This is a genomic window from Flavobacterium sp. 2755 (assembly GCF_031455715.1).
Lineage (GTDB): Bacteria > Bacteroidota > Bacteroidia > Flavobacteriales > Flavobacteriaceae > Flavobacterium.
Genome location: NZ_JAVDTG010000006.1, coordinates 217,351 through 234,765, shown reverse-complemented (window position 1 = coordinate 234,765; position 17,415 = coordinate 217,351). Strand labels below are relative to the sequence as shown.

The following is a 17,415-nucleotide window of genomic DNA, read 5'->3' as shown; positions in this document are numbered from 1 at the left end:
CAAGTTTTAAGTTGTGGCACGTCCTGCAACCTGAAACTTGAAACTTGAAACTTTTAACAAAAACAAATGCTAAAGCAATTTTTAAATTTAAAATTATCCCAAAAATTATCTCCACAGCAAATTCAGCTGATGAAGTTAATTCAATTGCCTACGCAAGCTTTTGAACAGCGTTTATTAGAAGAAATGAACGAAAATCCGGCTCTTGAAGCTGGAAAAGAAGAAGAATACGAAGCGGATGAATTCGCAAATGAAGACTACGACGATTATGATGATGCAGAATCGGACAGAATCGAAGCAGACGACATTAATATTGACGAATACTTAAGCGACGACGATACTCCAGATTACAAAACTCAGGTTAACAATTATAGTGATGATGAAGAACGCGAAACGCCTTTTGCTTCGCCAATTAGTTTTCATCAGGATTTAATCAATCAGCTGAATACTTTTATTTTGAACGATGAAGAACGCGAAATCGCCGAATTCCTTGTTGGAAGTATTGATGATATGGGTTACATCCGCAGAAGTGTTCCGGATATTGTAGACGACATGGCTTTTACTCAGGGAATTTATACTGATGAAGCAATGGTCGAAAAAATGCTTCATGTAATTCATGAATTGGAACCTTCGGGAGTTGGAGCGCGTGATTTACAGGAATGTTTATTACTGCAATTAAAGCACAAAACGCCAACCGAATATGTTGATTTAGCGATTGATATTATCGAAAATCAGTTTGATGCTTTTACGAAAAAGCATTACGATAAATTATTACAGAAATACAGCGTTTCGAACGAACAGCTTAAAAAAGCGATTCACGAAATTGAAAGACTAAACCCAAAACCGGGCGGCTCTTTTACAGGAAATAATAAAGTAACTGAAAATGTGGTTCCTGATTTCGCGATCAGAATTGTGGATGGCGAATTAGAGCTTACATTAAACGGACGAAATGCTCCTTCCCTGCACGTTTCTAAAGATTATCAGGAAATGATGCAGACGTATAAAGATTCTCGTGATAAATCGACGGCACAGAAAGATGCGGTTCAGTTTATCAAACAAAAATTGGATTCGGCTAAATGGTTTATCGATGCGATTAGACAGCGTCAGGAAACACTTTTTGTAACGATGAATGCGATTATGCATTATCAGGAAGAATTTTTCCTAGACGGCGACGAAACCAAACTAAAACCAATGATCTTAAAAGATATTGCCGATATGGTTGGTTTGGATATATCTACGATTTCACGTGTTGCAAACAGTAAATATGTGGAAACGCCATACGGGACAAAACTGATTAAAGAATTTTTCTCTGAAGCGATGAAAAATGATCAGGGTGAAGATGTTTCGACTTTAGAAATCAAAAAGATTCTTAAGAATACCATTGAAGAAGAAGATAAAAAGAAACCGCTTCCAGACGATCAATTGGCCGAAATCTTAAAAGAAAAAGGATATCCAATTGCGAGAAGAACCATTGCAAAATACCGCGAACAACTTGATATTCCGGTAGCGAGAATGAGAAAGAAAATTTAAGCTTTTCTTTTTATAAACCATATAAGAAATATAAGTTCATTTTAAAATAAAAGGCCCAATAAACCAAAGTTTATTGGGCCTTTTATTTTTTTCCCATAGCATATTCATTACTAAACTGGACTGAAGTCCATCTCTACAATATGGATCGAGCCGAAGGCTCTTTCAAAGTTCCGAAGGAACGAATTATTTTGTAGAGCTGGACTTCAGTCCAGTTTACATTAATTAAGATATTCATCATTCGATTAATCAAACGTTCCAATGGAACGTATACGTCACAAACCAAATATTTTTCTACCAATGAAACATTCCTACGGAATGAATAAGTTCTTTTAAAAACAAAAAACCCGGCAGATTTTAAAAATCTGTCGGGTTTATCAACTTGTAAAAGTTTAAATTATTTATATTGATCCGGTAAAATTTTCACCGTAAACAAAAATCCTTTCTTTTTGTCACTATAACTATAAATCAAAGTATAATCGTTATCTCTAAAAACCTGAAGTCCCGGATTTGCTTTTGCTGTACTTAAAAGACTTTTCTCAATTTCGTCCTGTATAACATTAACTTCGGCAGTTCCTTTTGCTACGTTCAACAATGTCAAATTATACTGAACAACTCTTTCTTCATGTAAACTAACACTGTCTAAACGAATGCCTTCCTGAATTTTTAACGGACAGCTTTTATTATATTTTTCAACTAATTCTGTTATTTCAGTGCTTACCTCATCTGCTTTTTCAGAAAGAAAAAATTGAAAAAAAACAGCTAAAGCCACCGCAATTCCAATCACAACTAATAGTAAGATATTCTGTTTTCTCATACTCTGCTTTTCTTGTATTGGTTATTAAAGTTAAATAGAATTTAGATTTATTTTTCCTGGTTTTTTTTCATCGCTTTAAAATAGGCTGCCCGACTCAGCGGCTCATATTCTTCGGTTTCGCCAAGCATTACCAATTTATCATTATCCGTTTTACGAAAACTATAATTCGCAAGATTTCCGGTTCTGGTGCAAACGGCGTGAACTTTCGTTACATATTCGGCAGTAGCCATAAGTGCCGGCATTGGTCCAAAAGGATTTCCTTTAAAATCCATATCAAGACCTGCAACTATCACACGAATTCCCTGATTAGCAAGATCATTACAAACTGTAACAATTTCATCATCAAAAAACTGAGCTTCGTCAATACCTATAACGTCACAGCCTTGTGCTAAAATAGCAATATTGGCTGCAGCCGGAACTGGCGTAGAACGAATTTCGTTGGCATCGTGAGATACCACCAATTCGTCATGATATCGGGTATCAATTGCGGGTTTAAAAATTTCGACTCTTTGTTTGGCAAACTGGGCGCGTTTTAATCTGCGGATTAATTCCTCGGTTTTACCCGAAAACATTGATCCACAAATAACTTCAATCCAACCAAATTGTTCTTTGTGATTTACTGTATTTTCGAGAAACATTTTGTATTTTTCTGCCTTTAAAAATGAATAGTTTTTATTACTTTGTACTGGTAATAAATCGACGTAAAAATGTGCTGTTTTACATTTTTTCAAAAGTAGAAAATTTTTATCAAATCAGGGATTGGCAGACGCTTATTAACAGAAATAAAAAATATCTTTAAAATATCTGTCCGTTTTCCTTAAGAATAAAGACATTCAAGCATCAAATACACTAAAATACCTTATTCACTATAATTTCAACAGTTATGAAAAAAAAATTGGAAGCCGATTTAATCAGCATTGCACATCGAATTTTAAAACTTAAAAATAAATCCGATATCAATCAATTATATCTTGAAACTCAGAAATTATACGAGAAATTAGCGATTTTAAAATTTGTCGATGAAAATTTTGACGAAGTAAAACCAACAATTAGCCACAGCGAAATTAGTTCTGAAATTGAAGCTATTTTTGAAAAAGAAGAAGTTCCAACAGAAACTATTACTGCTCCGGCTATTGTTGAAGAAGTTAAAGCTGAAGAAACTGTTGAAGTTCCAGTTGTGGAAGAAATTAAAGAAGAAGAAACTCCTGAACCTGCGATTATCGAAGATATAACAGCGGAAATTCCAGAAGAGCCAGTTACAGAAGCCGTTGAAGAAACAGCTGCAATACCTGTTGAAGAAAAAATAGAAGAGCCAATTGCTGCAGAAATTCCTCAGCCAGAAGTTGTAGAAGAAGTTGAAGAGGCAGAAGATTCAAAAAACAATCTTGAAGAACTTTCGTTTACGACTGTAAATAATTTAAAACCAATTCCGGATTTCAAACCTGCTTTTGAGTTAGATACAGAAGAAATTAAAGAAGAACCTAAAACAGAATCAAAAGGAACTCCAATTCCAATTGCATTTGAGGATTTCGGAATTAATTATGCTGATGCACAATTTGTAAAAGTGGACAGTTTTGAGCCTGTTTCTTCTTCAAACAATGATTTAAAAGAGAAAAAGAATATTGAAATCCCGGTTTTAGAAACTCCGAAAGAACCAAAATCAGTTTCTTTAAACGAAAAATTGGCAAAAGGTTTTCATATTGATTTGAACGATAGAATCGCTTTTACAAAAAATCTTTTCGGAAACAGTACAGAAGATTACAGTCGCGTTTTAAACCAATTATTAACTTTTGATTCTTATGTAGAAGCAAAGGATTTTATCGAAAACATGGTAAAACCGGATTATAATAATTGGGAAGGAAAAGACGATTATGCAGAACGTTTCCTTGGAATTATTGAAAAAAAATTCGCTTAGAAATAAAACACAGATTACACGAATTAACACGAATTTTTTCTTTTTGAAATTTTATTAGCATTTATAATCTGCGCCAATTCGTGTTTAAATTATTAAACTTAATATGTCAAAATTATATATCGTTCCAACGCCAATTGGCAATCTTGAAGACATGACTTTTAGAGCCATTCGGGTTTTGAAAGAAGTCGATTTGATTTTGGCTGAGGACACCCGAACAAGCGGAAAACTGCTAAAGCATTTTGAAATTGGCACGCACATGCACAGCCATCATATGCACAACGAGCACAAAACAACCGAAAATTTAATTGCACGTTTAAAAGCCGGCGAAACCATCGCTTTAATTTCAGACGCAGGAACTCCGGCAATTTCAGATCCGGGATTTTTGTTAACCCGCGCTTGTGTCGAAAATAAAATTGAAGTTGAATGTTTACCTGGGGCAACGGCTTTTGTTCCGGCTCTTGTAAACAGCGGACTCCCAAATGATAAATTTATTTTTGAAGGTTTCCTGCCTGATAAAAAAGGACGTCAGACTCGATTTTTGGCTTTAGCCGAAGAAACCCGAACGATGATTTTATATGTTTCTCCGCATAAATTAGTCAAAACTTTAAGTGAATTTATTCAATATTTTGGAGAAGACCGACAAGTTTGTGTTTCGAGAGAATTATCAAAATTACACGAAGAAAATGTACGCGGAACTGCCAAAGAAGTTCTGGCACATTTTGAAAAAACAGCACCGCGAGGCGAAATTGTCGTGGTCGTTGCCGGAAAAACAATAACAAAAGAACCGAAGAAAAGTAAATTTTCTAAAGACGAAGAAGAATAAAAAACAATATTAGCCACAGATTTCACAGATTAACACAGATTATATTTATGCTTGCCACGAATTACACCAATTATCACGAATTAAATTAGTGGAAATTCGTGCAATTTGTGGCAAAAAAAATCTTTTTAATCCTTTTTATCTGTGGCAAAAAAATCAAACATAATCATCATGAGCATACAAGCCTTTTTAGAAAAAGTAAAACAAACTCCAACTCAAATAACATTTCCTGAAACTATTGCAGTAATCGAAGAAAATTACAACTTTACGCCAACTGCTTTTCAAAACGGAACACAGCATAATGCTGCCGGAGAAAATTCAGGTTCTTGTAAATTATTTTCTTTTGCAAAACTGCAAAACTTAAGCAAAGAAGAAACTTTAGCGTGTTTTGGAGCTTTCTATTTTGAAGAAGTTTTAGGAGATCCAAACGGAACAAATCACCAAAATATTAGAAATTTCATCAACTTAGGCTGGGACGGAATTAAGTTTGAAGGAAATGCCTTGGAACTGAAATAAACACTAATACCTTTTTAAAATGAAGGAAAGATTAAAAGAAATCCCAATTATAATATTTCTGCTTATAATTGGCATTCCTTTGTGTATATTATTCTTTCCTGTAATTCTGATTTATTTGATATTTGAATTTTTTCAAAAAAAAGGATTCAAAAAAAGATATAGCAATTATTTAATATCGATCGAAGGAAAAAAATTCTTTTGTTACAACAATCGAAAAAACAATCATCATTATATCGAAAAAAATATTCTTCCAAATCTCACTAATGACATTGAACCAGTTTTTCTTGAAGGTAAACGAATTAGAAATGAAGATAACGGAGAATATCTTTCACATATGTTACTAAACGTTTCTAAACGAAAAGGATTTCCATATATAATTAAAATTAGCAATGGAAAAGCGTTAGACATATCAATAAACAATGAATTTCACAATTTCAAAAGTCAAAATAAAAATCCTGAAGATTTAATAGTTTTAATAAACGCCAGTTTTGAGAACCTAAAATCTGAAGTCTAAAATCTACAATTAAAAAATGCGTTGGACCATAAAACCAAAACCTTCTGAAGATAAAATCAAACATTTGGCGCAAGCCCTAAATGTAGAAGATTTTGTAGCAACACTTTTGATTCAGCGTGGCATTGATACATTTGAAGATGCCAAGAATTTCTTTCGTCCGTCATTAGAACATCTTCACGATCCATACTTGATGAAAGATATGGACAAAGCTGTTGCCCGAATAGAAAAGGCAATTGAAAATCAGGAAAACATATTAGTTTTTGGCGATTATGATGTTGACGGAACAACAGCAGTTTCTTTAGTTTCCTCTTATTTAAAATCGCACTATTCTCATATTGCCACTTACATTCCGGATCGCTATGACGAAGGTTATGGTATTTCGTATAAAGGAATTGACTATGCAGACGATAACGGAATTTCATTGATTATCGCGCTCGACTGCGGAATAAAATCAATCGATCATATTGCTTACGCGAAAGCAAAAAACATAGATTTCATTATTTGCGATCACCACAGACCTGGAGAATTTCTTCCGGATGCGGTTGCGATTTTAGATCCAAAAAGAGAAGATTGTTCCTATCCGTATGATGAATTATGCGGCTGCGGAGTTGGTTTTAAATTGATTCAGGCTTTAGGTCAAAATCGAAATGAAACTATCGAAGATTTGGTTCCCTATCTGGATTTGGTGGCTACGGCAATTGCTGCAGACATTGTTCCGATAACAGGAGAAAATCGTGTTTTGGCATATTTCGGTTTAAAAGTAATTAATAGCGAACCAAGACCGGGAATTAAAGCTCTGGTTCATCAGGTAAAAAAGAAAGTTTTAGATATTACCGATGTTGTTTTTATTATTTCTCCCCGAATTAATGCTGCCGGAAGAATCAAACATGGAAATCATGCAGTTGAATTATTAACCGAATTTGATTTTGAGCAAGCACAACAATTCGCCTCAGAAATTGAACAATACAACGCAGACCGAAAGGATTTAGATAAAAAAATCACGAAAGAAGCGTTTCAGCAAATTCTGGAAAATAAAGAAGAAGAACGTTTTTCTACTGTTGTTTTTCAGGAAGACTGGCACAAAGGCGTGATTGGGATTGTGGCTTCGAGATTAATTGAAACCTATTATCGTCCGACTTTGGTTTTTACTAAAAGCGGAGATAAATATGCCGCCTCTGCCCGATCTGTAAAAGGGTTTGATGTTTATAATGCACTCGATGCGTGTTCCCAACATTTGGAACAATTTGGAGGTCATATGTATGCCGCCGGAATGACTTTAAAAGCCGAAAATTATCAGCTTTTTAAAGAAGCTTTTGAGAAATGTGTACAGGAAACTATTTTACCTGAAATGCGAACTCCGGAAATAGAAATTGATGCTGAAATAAATTTCTCCGATATTACACCAAAACTGATTCGGATTTTAAAACAATTTGAGCCATTTGGTCCGCAGAATATGACGCCGGTTTTTATGACTTCAGATATAAAAGATACAGGTTACGCTAAAACACTGGGCGCTGAAGAAGAACATTTAAGACTTTTCGTTAAACAATCTAATTCCGACGGAATTGCTGCCATTGGCTTCGGACTCGGAAAGAAACTCAATATAGCACAAAATCAAAATCTGTTTCAATTGGCTTATACAATTGCCGAAAACGAATGGAACGGAACTATTTCAACACAGCTTATGCTGAAAGACATTAGAACAAATGACAACTAAATCAAACAAGCCAGATCCGTATCAGGCACTTCGTTACAGAGAATTCAACGTATTTTTATTACTTCGTTTCTGCATGGTTTTTGCCTGGGCAATGCAGTTTATCGTGATAGAATGGGAAGTTTACAGTTTAACTAAAAATCCGCTTTCGCTGGGAATTATTGGTTTAATGGAGGTTATTCCAGCTGTTTCGATGGCATTATTTGCGGGACATATTGTAGATCAAAAAGAAAAGAAAGGATTGCTGGTAAAATGTATTCTCGGATTTTCGGTAATTAGTTTTGGATTGTTTTTACTGACTTGGCCAAAAGTTGTGGGCGATTGGTCTCCAACTGTTATTTTATATTCCATTTATACTTTAGTCTTTTTAGGCGGATTAGTTAGAGCTTTTCTTGGCCCAACTATTTTCTCTCTTTTATCATTAATTATTCCTAAAAAAGCATATCCAAATGCTGCAACGTGGAGTAGTTCGGTTTGGCAAATCGGGGCCGTGATGGGGCCAGCATTGGCTGGATTCTCAATCAACTGGATTGGTGTTCACTGGTCAATGTGTCTGGTTTTCGGATTTTCTCTTCTTTCATTAGTTGCTTTATCACAAATCAGTACAAAACCAATCATAAATCCGAAGATTGGAGAATCGATAAAAGACAGTCTTACAGAAGGTTTAACTTTTGTTTTTAAAAATCAAATTGTTTTAGGTGCTTTATCGCTTGATATGATTGCTGTACTTTTTGGAGGCGCAGTAGCATTATTACCCGTTTTTGCGCAGGATATTTTAAAAGTAGGTCCTGAAGGATTTGGAATATTAAGAGCCGCGCCTGCAGTTGGATCTTTTATTACAATGCTCGTTTCTGCTTATGTGCCTTTATACAAAAATGCAGGAAAGAAACTTTTAGTCGCCATATTTGTTTTCGGATTATCGATCATCTTATTTGGTCTTTCTACGTCGCTCTGGCTTTCGGTTTTTGCTTTATTTTTAAGCGGACTTGCTGACGGAATTTCTGTAGTTATTCGCCAAACCATTTTACAGCTTAAAACTCCCGATCATATGCGCGGACGTGTTGGTGCTGTAAATTCAATTTTTGTTGGATCTTCTAATGAATTAGGTGCTTTTGAAAGTGGTGCAACTGCAAAATTGATGGGAACTGTTACTTCGGTAGTTTTTGGCGGAAGTATTACACTTTTGACTGTTTTAGGTTTTGGTTTTATATCACCTACCTTTAGAAATCTAGATCTTAAAAAAGATATGGATGATCATCATAATCAGGAGTAATGAAACAATTACTATTGACCATCTTTTTGATTAAATCCATTTTAATGAATGGACAAAATCTTTATATCAAAACATATGGAAACGAAAAGAATAAACCGCTAATTTTTATTCATGGAGGCCCAAGCGGCAACGCAACTTTATTTGAAGGAACAACAGCTCAAAATCTGGCTGATAAAGGTTTTTATGTTATTGCATACGACCGAAGAGGCGAAGGAAGATCTGCAGATCCTGATGCGAGGTTTACTTATGAAGAAGCTTTTCAGGATTTAAATTCAATCTATAAAAAATACCATTTAAAAAAAGCGGTTTTACTTAGCCACAGTTTTGGCGGTTTAGTTGCGACGCTTTATACAAATAAATATCCTCAGAATGTCAGCGCTTTGGTTTTGGCTGGAGCATTATTTTCTCAGCAGGAAACTTACGATCATATTTTAAATTCTATAAAGAAAATTCATGACGGCGATTCTAAAACACTAAATAAAATAGCTTACATAGAAAAACTAGATAAAAATTCTGCCGGATATAGAAAGCATTGTTTTGATCTCGCAAGTGATGAAAACTATTTTAAAATGCCAAAACCCACCAAGGCATCAAAAAAATTATATGCCGATTATGAAGCCGGAGAATTTTTTAAAACCAACATTCGGAACAAAAATGCGCCTTTGCTTTTTTACCAAAATGAAAAACAAAACAACATCGACAGCAGGCCTTTTTTAAAGAAAATTAAAGCCAAAGGAGTTCCAATTTACGCTATTTACGGAAAAGATGATGGCATTTTCTCTTCGGCGCAAATTACTTCAATTAAAGGGATTGTTGGCAAAAATCATTTTGCTTTCTTAGATAATTGCTCTCATTATTTATTTGTAGATCAACAAAATGAATTTCTTTCAAATGTTAAAAATTGGATAAAGTAGAGTTCAGTTTTAAGCTTATTTCATTTCTTTATTTAAAAATAACCGAATGAAATATACCACTACTCTATTTTTTCTCTTTTTATCTTTAGTAATTTATGCACAGGAAAATATAGTTTCAGGCGAAATAAAAGACTCTCAAAACAATTCGAGTTTAGAATATGTAAACATCGGAATTGCTGACAAAAATGTCGGTACAGTTTCGGACAGAAAAGGAAATTTTGTTTTAAAACTTAATGAGAAAGTAAGTCCAAATGATACTATTGTTTTCTCTCACATTGGTTTTGAAACCAAAAAAATACTGGTCCATCAATTATCAAGTTATAAAATTGTAACAATGGCTCCTTCTGAGAATACTCTAAAAGAAGTTGTTATAAAGTTTAAGGAACCTAAACCCAAACAATTTGGTCGAAGTTCAAAAGGGCTTGGACTTATGCATTTTAATTTTTTTTATGCGCTTGACAAAACGGTTGATGATCGTTTAAGTCGTGAAAGAGGGATGAAATTTAAAATAAAGAAAGACTGTAAAATCGAAGATCTTAATTTCAACATTACTTCAAATGAATTTAAATCGGTTAAATTCAGACTTAATTTCTATAAAGTTGAGAATGGTCTGCCTTCAAAAATCTTAATTGAAAAAGATATCATTTTTGAAGTAAAAGACAACAAACTTGGATTATTTACGGTCGATTTAAAACCTTATGATGTTTACCTGGATAAAGAAATGGGGGATATTGCGGTTACTATTCAATGGGTTGAAAGTATTAAATCTGATGAAAAAAGTAAATTCTTTTCTATCTCAACAGCTGCATCAGCCACAGAAACTAGTTTTTACAGAGAAAGAAACATGAGCAGCTGGTCTAAAAGCGGTCAGAGTTTGACTTTTTACCTCAACACAATGTGTCAATAATTTTTTATCATTTTTATGATTTTTTTATTTAGAATTAATATAAATAATATTTATATTTGTTGAAATAAAAGGATTTACGATGAGAGAAATAGAGAAGATATATCATAACAATTTTGGAATAGCCTTTTACTGGAAACAAAATAATCAAACCATTCTGGACAAAGTACAATTGGTTTTTAAAGAAACGGGCTTTTATTTTAGTTTATCAGAATTGAATCAGTTTTGTGATTTAATCGAAGACAGTATGATGGAAAATACTTGCTGCGAAGCTTGCGAAATGAAATATTCCTGCCATAAATTTTTATTAAAAACACCTTGCAATTCAATAGATCTTGCTGTTTCTATGACAGAATTAAAATCAATTAAAGATTTGGTTGAAGGTTCTTTATTTAAAATTGAATTAGATGAATATGTTTACGGAGCAGGTTTAAACTAGAAACATTCTAAATATTTTAACATCATTTTTTCATTATTCAAATATATTTTGATTGTATTCAAAATAAAGTATATTTACAACAATGAAAAAAATTGGCATTCTTTTTACCCTTGTTGTTTTATCAGTTTTCTTTACGAACTGCAGCAACAAATCTGATGAATATATTGATCCGCGCGGAACTGACTATGCCGGTTCTGAAAGCTGTATTCAATGTCATCAGGTTCAATACAACATGGCATTGCAGAGTTCTCACTTTAAAGCTACTGCTCCCGCAATTTCAGAAAATGTTTTAGGCGATTTTGACAAAGGCGATCATACTTTTATTTATGACAAAAACACCAAATTAGTCATGGAAAAACGCAACGATAGTCTTTATCAGGTTTTGTATAAAAACGGAAAAGAAGTCGAAGCGCATCGATTTGAAATTGTTTTCGGCGCTAAACATGCACAAACATCTGTATACTGGCGCAATAATAACACTTACGAATTACCTGTTACCTATTACAATTCTATACATAACTGGGCTACAAGTCCAGGATTTCCTGCTGATAAACCTTATTTTGATCGAATGGTGGTTAAGGATTGTTATGCGTGCCATGCATCAAATGCCAGCAGCAGAAGTGTGAATCAAAATTCTGAGGAGAAAAATTTTCTATCGATGGATGTTGAAGATATTATCGATAAAAAAACCATTGTTTACGGAATTGATTGTGAACGCTGCCATGGTCCTGCAAAGAAACATGTTGACTTTCATTTAAAAAACCCAAATGTAAAAGTGGCTAACAGCATTACAAGTTTTAAAACTTTAAACAGACAGCAAAAACTGGATGCCTGTGCACTTTGTCACGCCGGAAATGACGGAATGAAATTGAAATCGCGTTTTGAATTTAAACCGGGAGATAATTTATCTGAGTTTTTTCGTGAAACCAGAAGTATTAATGATACAGCCAATTTTGATGTTCACGGAAATCAGTTTCGTTTAATGGCGCAAAGCAAGTGTTTTATAAACAGCGAAAAAATGGATTGTATTACATGTCATAATCCGCATGAGAATGCTTCGAAAAACATGGCATCGTATTCTAAAATTTGTATGACTTGTCATCAGGGTTTAAAACACAACGAACAAACACTGAAAACAATGCCTGAGAAATTATTGGCAGATAATTGTGTAGAATGTCATATGCCGAAAAAATCGTCGAATGCGATTAGCTTTCAGCTTTCAAACAGCAAACAACTTTCGAATTATATCTTGAGAACACACAAAATTGGAATTTATCCAGCCAATAAAAAGTAATTACGATTCAAATTTTTGAAGTTCGAAAGTTTCGCCGTCAAAAACTCCGTAGGTAAAATAACCAATCCAGTCTCCTAAATTTACATAGTTTGAATCTTCTCCTACCGGAATAATCATAGGTAAATGGCGATGTCCGAAAATGAAATAATTGTAATGTTTGGTTTCTAGTTTACGCTTGGCGTACAAAACCAGCCATTCATTTTCTTCACCTAAAAACTTTACGTCTTCGTCACCAGAGATTAGTTTGTTTTTTACTGATAAATATTGCGCTAAACTTACGCCAACATCCGGATGAAGCCAGCGAAACAACCATTTTGAAAATGGATTTGTAAATACCTTTTTCATTCGTTTATACCCTTTGTCGCCAGGACCTTTTCCGTCTCCGTGACCAATCAAAAAGGTTTTTCCGTTAAACGTAAATTCTTTATTGTCGTGGTAAACCGGGATATTTAATTCGGTTTGAAAATAATCATTCATCCATAAATCATGATTCCCAACGAAAAAATAAATCGGAATTCCGCTGTCGCGAATTTCAGCCAGTTTTCCTAAAACACGAACAAAACCTTTTGGAACAACAGTTTTGTATTCGAACCAAAAATCAAATAAATCACCTAATAAAAAAATAGCTTCGGCATCTTCTTTAACTTTATCCAGCCAAGCCACAAATTTTTGCTCACGCGGCAGGCTCAACTCGGGAGTTGGCGCACCAAAATGTTGATCTGAAGCAAAATATATTTTTTTCATTTAGATTATTAGATATTTAGAATCTTAGACTTCTTAGATTATAATTTAGAAACTTTTGACTTTTGACTTTTTTACAAATTATCACTTGCGTACCATTCTGCAAATGAAGATTCTGTTTCCTGAAGTTTAAGTGAGAAAAGAGAAATTCCAGACGGAAGTCTTGCGATGATTCTTTCTGCAAAATCTACCACCATGTTTTCACTTGTTGGCTGATAATCAACCAAAATTACATGATGTCCGCGGTTTTTTAATTCATTTGCTAATTCGACATGCGGTGTTGTCTGGTTAAAAACAGTTGCATGATCAAACTGATCGACGATTTCTTCTTTTACAATTTTCTTTAGATCAGAAAAGTCAATCACCATTCCGAATTTCACATTAGACCTGTCAGTAATTGGCGAGCCAATAACGGTTACCGACAATTTATAACTGTGCCCGTGAACGTTCTTGCATTTTCCGTCGTAACCGTACAATGCATGTCCGGTTTCGAAACTAAATTGTTTTGTAATTCTGATATTACTCATCGATTTTTAATTTAAGGTTGCAAATTTACAAATTAATAACCGTTTTTGTCTCTTTTTTTGGCTCTGATATACATCCAGTAAGCAATTCCTACCAAAAACAGGAATGGAATAAATGATCCAATCAAAACTCCAATTTGATAACCGCTGTCTGGAGCGTTTTTAATTTTCTCTGCAACATCAACTTTCTGCAATAATGAAATTAGTTTCATTTAAGCTTATATTTATTGTTATTTTTTATTTAGCCACAGATTAAAAGGATTAATCGGATTATTAAAATCATTTTAATTTGTAGCAAAAATTATTTTTTAAATTGTCTCAAAGCATTTCTGCTAAAATCAGACAAAACTAATTTTCCTGTTATTGAAGCTCTTTCAATTAACAGAGATTCCCAATGTTCTGTGCCTTCCCAAATAATCTTTTTCATTTCCTGAAGTGCGTCCGGATTATAGGAACTTAATTTTTGGGCAAAATTCTGAACATCATTATCAAGATTGGCAGCATCACATAAAACAGAATATAGTCCTTTCTGAAAAGCCCAGTCAGCTGTTTTCCATTGCTCGGGAGCCAATGTCATTTCGGTCATAGCTGTTTTGCCAATTTTTCGGGAAACTGCCGGTTCGATCACAAAAGGTCCAATTCCGATAGCAAGTTCCGACAATTTCACATCACTTAGTAACGTTGCAAAAGTATAATCGCAAGCCGCAATAATACCTACACCTCCGCCAACTGCTTTTCCCTGAACGCGGCCAATAATCAATTTATTGCAATTACGCATTGCATTTAGCAAATGGGCAAAACCAGAGAAAAATTCTGTTCCTTGTTCTTCATTTTCGACTTGTAAAAGTTCATCAAATGAAGCTCCGGAACAAAAAGCTTTTGTGCCCTGACTTTTTAAAATGATAACCGAAACATTCTCGTTTCGGCTCAACTCATTAATTACTGTTGTTAATTGATCTAGTAATGCACGCGGAAAAGAATTACTTGCAGGATGCCCAAATTCTACTGTGGCAATTGTATCTTGAAAAGAAGTCTCTAAAGAGCCTTTTGTGTTTTCTGAACTCATAAAAATATTTTTAAATGTAAAGTTACGGTTTTGAAAAATATTTTGTCTGATAGGTTCCGAAATTTGTTTTTTGATAAATATTTGACTTTATTTGTTAACGCTTTGGGGGATTAGCTCATTTGGCTAGAGCGCTTGCCTGGCAGGCAAGAGGTGATCGGTTCGAATCCGATATTCTCCACGAAAAACAAAACCCTTGTAAATTCAGTTTTTACAAGGGTTTATTTTTTTATCCAACTCCAACATTTCAGCGCAATCTTGTCATTTCGACGAAAGGAGAAATCGCACTAGTATTTCCACACAGTTAATCGCTAATCTTTGTAGAGTTTCGAGTGCGATTTCTCCTTTCGTCGAAATGACAAACTGCATCCAATATCTTAAAATAATTTACTTTTCATTCGCCGAATCTTCAGCATCAACTCTGTCTTTTTCTGCTTTTTTGAAATCATTATTCAGCAAATCGGTAAGTTTCTTTTTTTCCTTTTGATTTTTTCTAATTGTCAGCACAACCAAAATAATAATCAAAACGGCTACAACTCCTATTACAACCCAATTAATTTCCATAATCTTAAATTTTAATTAAAAGTAAAGATTTAATCTACACGCCATATTATCAAAATGTTAAGCATTATTTTTTGAACTTCATTTTAAACCCGTAAGCTAGAAAAAGGTATCTTTTCTATTGAGGTCAGAAAAGAAAGCTTTTTGTTTTGTGAAAACTTTTTTTACATTTATAATCGGTAATCACAATCAATTATAAACTTAAAAAGCACATTTAAATACCACGTTTATGAATATTAAATTACAAACATTACTCGCCGCGACAGCTTTACTATTTTTTTCTTGTAACGATAAAAAAACCATAGAAGACAAAGAAATACCCGCAATTGACAAAACTGCAACGGTAGAAAATGACACAATCCAAGAGGATTCTGCTCCCAGAAAAGAAAGTATCAATTTATTTACAATTATGCCTAAAGACAGCAGTGATATTGCTTTTGTTTCTCTTTCGGACATATACCCAATTGGCGACGAAAAAGATACGCTTGCTTTGCCTAATCTTGAAAAAATTGGAAAAGACAATGCTGAATATTTTACGTTTGATAAAATCTACAGAAAAAGATTTTTATCTAAAACCAATATCTCGGAAAACGATTCTGTTTTCGTATTAGATTATGCCAAAAACAAACTAGCTTCTTTTGCCGTAAAAAATCTAAAAACGGCTGCGTTGCTAAACGGTTATTCTTCTGGCGAAGATTGGCCTTATCACAACTATGATTACATGATTGGCTTCGAAATCAATAAAAAATACTTGAACGGTTTTAGCGAATATTATAGAGATGCTCTAGTGTATGTTGGTAAAGAAAATCCGTTTTCAAAAGAACGTTTAAAGCCAATTGCATGGAAAAAAATTGCAAAAAAAGACTATCCGGCTAAAACATTGAAAAATGAAGACCGCACTTTATTAAAAAACACAGTATCAGGCAATACCTATTTATTTAAAACAAACAGTTATAATTATTTTCTACAAGACTATCTCGATAATCATAAAATAATTTATGCCAGACGTCTTTTAGTTGCCGATTCTAAAACCAAAGATATTATTATCGAAAAACTCTACAGCCAAAGCGAAGGCACCTCTCCTGCTCCGCTTAATTATGAAGATGGACCCGATGCAAACCAATGGACAGGAAAACTTTTTAAAGACAAACCACAAGTAGTTTTTGGCTTTTTGTATGAATCATTTGGATGTCCGGGAATTTCAATTATCGACAAATCAAACGAAGAAATTTATCTGCAGTGCGATAATCGTCATTAATAAATAGTACTAATTTTTAGAAATAAATATGGAACAAATAAAAACACGCATTGCTGCTTGTGAACTTGAATATGATGAAATAAAAGAATCGTCTCCAGCTTCAGACGAAGAAATAAAAAGCTTAAGTGCTCATTTTTCGCAGCCTTTACCAAAAGAATTAATTGCGTTTTATAAAACAGTTGGCGGAATCGAATCTGATGAAATATTCAGCATTTTTTCTCCAGAAAATCTTTTGGAACAAATTCAAAAAAGATCAAATCTTGCAAATAATTCTACAGGAATTATCGATATGATTATTGCATTTTGGGGAAATGACCGACCAGAATTTCAGGAATATGAATTTCTTACCGAAGAACAGACTCAAAAAATAAACGAAACTTTTCCTTGTATTGGCTGGATAATGTCAGAAGAAGATATTAATGAAAGCGGCGAATATATTATTTTCGACAAAAACGGAAACTTCACTAATATTTATTGCCATCAGGATAGTATTGACGATACCGCGAATCAATTACTTGAATTGCTGGAATCTGGTATTTCGGAAAGAACTTTAGAAGATGTTCTGGAAGAACTTTTTGAACGTGCCGAAGGAAATTTAAGCCGATGGGATTAAACCATTAATTA

At 33.8% G+C, this 17,415-nt stretch carries 20 protein-coding genes and 1 tRNA gene; 14 read left to right on the top strand and 7 right to left on the bottom strand.

Annotated features, from left to right (window positions below; genetic code table 11):
- The first annotated feature begins 66 nt into the window (after positions 1-66).
- The gene (gene rpoN, locus J2Y38_RS15880) at positions 67-1,527 is read left to right on the top strand and encodes an RNA polymerase factor sigma-54 (RefSeq protein ID WP_053473445.1); all 1,461 of its coding nucleotides are present in this window, start codon (positions 67-69) and stop codon (positions 1,525-1,527) included.
- Between the two features lie 394 nt (positions 1,528-1,921).
- On the opposite strand, the gene J2Y38_RS15875 is transcribed toward rpoN, so the two are convergent.
- Both J2Y38_RS15875 and J2Y38_RS15870 read right to left on the bottom strand, forming a co-directional pair.
- Positions 1,922-2,341: a hypothetical protein gene (locus J2Y38_RS15875; RefSeq protein WP_309844348.1), complete on the bottom strand. Its 420-nt coding sequence runs from the start codon at positions 2,339-2,341 to the stop codon at positions 1,922-1,924.
- 47 nt (positions 2,342-2,388) lie between these two features.
- Positions 2,389-2,979: a thymidine kinase gene (locus J2Y38_RS15870; protein ID WP_053473446.1), complete on the bottom strand. Its 591-nt coding sequence runs from the start codon at positions 2,977-2,979 to the stop codon at positions 2,389-2,391.
- A gap of 245 nt (positions 2,980-3,224) precedes the next feature.
- On the opposite strand from J2Y38_RS15870, the gene J2Y38_RS15865 reads away from it, so the two are divergent.
- The 10 genes from J2Y38_RS15865 (at position 3,225) to J2Y38_RS15820 (ending at position 12,644) form a co-directional block, all read left to right on the top strand.
- Positions 3,225-4,256 (top strand): hypothetical protein, encoded by a 1,032-nt coding sequence (locus J2Y38_RS15865; RefSeq protein ID WP_309844346.1) that lies wholly within the window; start codon positions 3,225-3,227, stop codon positions 4,254-4,256.
- Positions 4,257-4,359: 103 nt separating this feature from the next.
- Positions 4,360-5,079: a 16S rRNA (cytidine(1402)-2'-O)-methyltransferase gene (gene rsmI, locus J2Y38_RS15860; protein ID WP_309844343.1), complete on the top strand. Its 720-nt coding sequence runs from the start codon at positions 4,360-4,362 to the stop codon at positions 5,077-5,079.
- Between the two features lie 168 nt (positions 5,080-5,247).
- The gene (locus J2Y38_RS15855; RefSeq protein ID WP_256636226.1) at positions 5,248-5,592 is read left to right on the top strand and encodes a HopJ type III effector protein; all 345 of its coding nucleotides are present in this window, start codon (positions 5,248-5,250) and stop codon (positions 5,590-5,592) included.
- A 19-nt stretch (positions 5,593-5,611) separates the two neighbouring features.
- On the top strand, positions 5,612-6,106 hold the full coding sequence (locus tag J2Y38_RS15850; protein WP_309844340.1) for a hypothetical protein: 495 nt from the start codon (positions 5,612-5,614) through the stop codon (positions 6,104-6,106).
- Positions 6,107-6,122: 16 nt separating this feature from the next.
- The gene (gene recJ, locus J2Y38_RS15845; RefSeq protein WP_309844337.1) at positions 6,123-7,823 is read left to right on the top strand and encodes a single-stranded-DNA-specific exonuclease RecJ; all 1,701 of its coding nucleotides are present in this window, start codon (positions 6,123-6,125) and stop codon (positions 7,821-7,823) included.
- Positions 7,813-9,093 carry an MFS transporter gene (locus tag J2Y38_RS15840; RefSeq protein WP_309844334.1) on the top strand — a complete coding sequence of 427 codons (1,281 nt, stop codon included), beginning with the start codon at positions 7,813-7,815 and terminating at the stop codon, positions 9,091-9,093. Before recJ ends, J2Y38_RS15840 begins: the two co-directional genes overlap by 11 nt.
- Positions 9,093-10,007 carry an alpha/beta hydrolase gene (locus J2Y38_RS15835; protein ID WP_309844333.1) on the top strand — a complete coding sequence of 305 codons (915 nt, stop codon included), beginning with the start codon at positions 9,093-9,095 and terminating at the stop codon, positions 10,005-10,007. The genes J2Y38_RS15840 and J2Y38_RS15835 overlap by 1 nt, the downstream gene beginning before the upstream one ends.
- A gap of 46 nt (positions 10,008-10,053) precedes the next feature.
- On the top strand, positions 10,054-10,914 hold the full coding sequence (locus J2Y38_RS15830; RefSeq protein WP_309844331.1) for a carboxypeptidase-like regulatory domain-containing protein: 861 nt from the start codon (positions 10,054-10,056) through the stop codon (positions 10,912-10,914).
- Between the two features lie 79 nt (positions 10,915-10,993).
- Complete coding sequence (locus J2Y38_RS15825; protein WP_053473280.1) at positions 10,994-11,350, top strand: hypothetical protein; 357 nt, start codon at positions 10,994-10,996, stop codon at positions 11,348-11,350.
- Positions 11,351-11,432: 82 nt separating this feature from the next.
- Positions 11,433-12,644: a cytochrome c3 family protein gene (locus tag J2Y38_RS15820; protein ID WP_309844326.1), complete on the top strand. Its 1,212-nt coding sequence runs from the start codon at positions 11,433-11,435 to the stop codon at positions 12,642-12,644.
- On the opposite strand, the gene J2Y38_RS15815 is transcribed toward J2Y38_RS15820, so the two are convergent.
- From J2Y38_RS15815 to J2Y38_RS15800, 4 genes are all read right to left on the bottom strand, one after another.
- Positions 12,645-13,388: a UDP-2,3-diacylglucosamine diphosphatase gene (locus J2Y38_RS15815; RefSeq protein ID WP_309844324.1), complete on the bottom strand. Its 744-nt coding sequence runs from the start codon at positions 13,386-13,388 to the stop codon at positions 12,645-12,647.
- Positions 13,389-13,459: 71 nt separating this feature from the next.
- Positions 13,460-13,912 (bottom strand): 6-carboxytetrahydropterin synthase, encoded by a 453-nt coding sequence (locus tag J2Y38_RS15810; protein ID WP_053473283.1) that lies wholly within the window; start codon positions 13,910-13,912, stop codon positions 13,460-13,462.
- A 32-nt stretch (positions 13,913-13,944) separates the two neighbouring features.
- On the bottom strand, positions 13,945-14,121 hold the full coding sequence (locus J2Y38_RS15805; RefSeq protein ID WP_309844321.1) for a hypothetical protein: 177 nt from the start codon (positions 14,119-14,121) through the stop codon (positions 13,945-13,947).
- Positions 14,122-14,210: 89 nt separating this feature from the next.
- Positions 14,211-14,975, bottom strand: a complete 765-nt coding sequence (locus J2Y38_RS15800) for an enoyl-CoA hydratase/isomerase family protein (RefSeq protein WP_309844318.1) — start codon at positions 14,973-14,975, stop codon at positions 14,211-14,213.
- A gap of 104 nt (positions 14,976-15,079) precedes the next feature.
- Here J2Y38_RS15800 and J2Y38_RS15795 point away from each other — a divergent pair.
- Positions 15,080-15,153: transfer RNA gene (locus J2Y38_RS15795), tRNA-Ala, on the top strand.
- Between the two features lie 206 nt (positions 15,154-15,359).
- On the opposite strand, the gene J2Y38_RS15790 is transcribed toward J2Y38_RS15795, so the two are convergent.
- Positions 15,360-15,536: a hypothetical protein gene (locus J2Y38_RS15790; protein ID WP_309844317.1), complete on the bottom strand. Its 177-nt coding sequence runs from the start codon at positions 15,534-15,536 to the stop codon at positions 15,360-15,362.
- A 226-nt stretch (positions 15,537-15,762) separates the two neighbouring features.
- Here J2Y38_RS15790 and J2Y38_RS15785 point away from each other — a divergent pair, with 226 nt between their 5' ends.
- Positions 15,763-16,791 carry an oxidoreductase gene (locus J2Y38_RS15785; RefSeq protein ID WP_309844313.1) on the top strand — a complete coding sequence of 343 codons (1,029 nt, stop codon included), beginning with the start codon at positions 15,763-15,765 and terminating at the stop codon, positions 16,789-16,791.
- A 28-nt stretch (positions 16,792-16,819) separates the two neighbouring features.
- The gene (locus J2Y38_RS15780) at positions 16,820-17,404 is read left to right on the top strand and encodes an SMI1/KNR4 family protein (RefSeq protein WP_309844311.1); all 585 of its coding nucleotides are present in this window, start codon (positions 16,820-16,822) and stop codon (positions 17,402-17,404) included.
- Positions 17,405-17,415 lie beyond the last annotated feature (11 nt).

Bases quoted from the DNA above. Each gene is read 5' to 3' on its own strand.
- rpoN (WP_053473445.1), top strand. From the start codon at position 67: ATGCTAAAGCAATTTTTAAATTTAAAATTATCCCAAAAATTATCTCCA.
- J2Y38_RS15875 (WP_309844348.1), bottom strand. From the start codon at position 2,341: ATGAGAAAACAGAATATCTTACTATTAGTTGTGATTGGAATTGCGGTG.
- J2Y38_RS15870 (WP_053473446.1), bottom strand. From the start codon at position 2,979: ATGTTTCTCGAAAATACAGTAAATCACAAAGAACAATTTGGTTGGATT.
- J2Y38_RS15865 (WP_309844346.1), top strand. From the start codon at position 3,225: ATGAAAAAAAAATTGGAAGCCGATTTAATCAGCATTGCACATCGAATT.
- rsmI (WP_309844343.1), top strand. From the start codon at position 4,360: ATGTCAAAATTATATATCGTTCCAACGCCAATTGGCAATCTTGAAGAC.
- J2Y38_RS15855 (WP_256636226.1), top strand. From the start codon at position 5,248: ATGAGCATACAAGCCTTTTTAGAAAAAGTAAAACAAACTCCAACTCAA.
- J2Y38_RS15850 (WP_309844340.1), top strand. From the start codon at position 5,612: ATGAAGGAAAGATTAAAAGAAATCCCAATTATAATATTTCTGCTTATA.
- recJ (WP_309844337.1), top strand. From the start codon at position 6,123: ATGCGTTGGACCATAAAACCAAAACCTTCTGAAGATAAAATCAAACAT.
- J2Y38_RS15840 (WP_309844334.1), top strand. From the start codon at position 7,813: ATGACAACTAAATCAAACAAGCCAGATCCGTATCAGGCACTTCGTTAC.
- J2Y38_RS15835 (WP_309844333.1), top strand. From the start codon at position 9,093: ATGAAACAATTACTATTGACCATCTTTTTGATTAAATCCATTTTAATG.
- J2Y38_RS15830 (WP_309844331.1), top strand. From the start codon at position 10,054: ATGAAATATACCACTACTCTATTTTTTCTCTTTTTATCTTTAGTAATT.
- J2Y38_RS15825 (WP_053473280.1), top strand. From the start codon at position 10,994: ATGAGAGAAATAGAGAAGATATATCATAACAATTTTGGAATAGCCTTT.
- J2Y38_RS15820 (WP_309844326.1), top strand. From the start codon at position 11,433: ATGAAAAAAATTGGCATTCTTTTTACCCTTGTTGTTTTATCAGTTTTC.
- J2Y38_RS15815 (WP_309844324.1), bottom strand. From the start codon at position 13,388: ATGAAAAAAATATATTTTGCTTCAGATCAACATTTTGGTGCGCCAACT.
- J2Y38_RS15810 (WP_053473283.1), bottom strand. From the start codon at position 13,912: ATGAGTAATATCAGAATTACAAAACAATTTAGTTTCGAAACCGGACAT.
- J2Y38_RS15805 (WP_309844321.1), bottom strand. From the start codon at position 14,121: ATGAAACTAATTTCATTATTGCAGAAAGTTGATGTTGCAGAGAAAATT.
- J2Y38_RS15800 (WP_309844318.1), bottom strand. From the start codon at position 14,975: ATGAGTTCAGAAAACACAAAAGGCTCTTTAGAGACTTCTTTTCAAGAT.
- J2Y38_RS15790 (WP_309844317.1), bottom strand. From the start codon at position 15,536: ATGGAAATTAATTGGGTTGTAATAGGAGTTGTAGCCGTTTTGATTATT.
- J2Y38_RS15785 (WP_309844313.1), top strand. From the start codon at position 15,763: ATGAATATTAAATTACAAACATTACTCGCCGCGACAGCTTTACTATTT.
- J2Y38_RS15780 (WP_309844311.1), top strand. From the start codon at position 16,820: ATGGAACAAATAAAAACACGCATTGCTGCTTGTGAACTTGAATATGAT.